Source organism: Treponema sp. R80B11-R83G3 (assembly GCF_054786115.1).
The window spans coordinates 1-653 of sequence record NZ_BDHF01000387.1; the positions used below are offsets into that span (position 1 = coordinate 1).

At 47.6% G+C, this 653-nt stretch carries 1 protein-coding gene; it reads left to right on the forward strand.

What is annotated here, in order from left to right; genetic code table 11:
* Nucleotides 1–653 (forward strand): transglycosylase domain-containing protein (locus tag ACYVRH_RS14010; protein WP_461257497.1); only part of this gene is annotated, 653 nt, incomplete at both ends.

The window sequence follows — 653 nt, forward strand, 5'->3', positions numbered from 1 at the left end:
TCTCCTGCTTGCGTTTATTTTTTCTTTGCCGCGTCCTCTTTTTAATTATCCCTATTCGCCCGTACTTTTTGACAACGAAGGGAATCTTCTTGGAGCGCAGGTCGCTTCGGACGGCCAATGGCGTTTTCCCGGCACGGAAAAAGTAAACGAAAAGTTCACTCTTGCGTTAATCGAAACCGAAGACCGCAGATTCCGTGGGCACTTGGGTGTTGATCTTTTGGCAATTGGGAGGGCGGCGTATCAGAACATTCGCGCTAAAATGGTAATATCGGGCGGTTCTACAATCACCATGCAGACGATACGCCTTGCAAGGGGGGCGCGTAAAAGGAATTTATTTGAAAAGTTTATAGAAGCGTATCTGGCCGTCAGACTTGAAGCGGGAAGGTCTAAAAATAAAATTCTTGCCCTTTATGCAGCTAACGCTCCTTTTGGGGCGAATGTGGTAGGCTTGGAAGCCGCAGCGTGGCGATGGTTTGGCAGAAGTTCAAACGATCTTTCATGGGCGGAAGCGGCTGTTCTGGCGACTCTTCCAAACAGCCCCGCTCTTATTCACCCGGGACGCAACCGCGAAGCCTTAAAATTAAAAAGAGATTCGCTCTTAAATAAACTTTTTAAAAAAGGCTGTTTTGACGAAGAAACTCTCACTCTCAGCG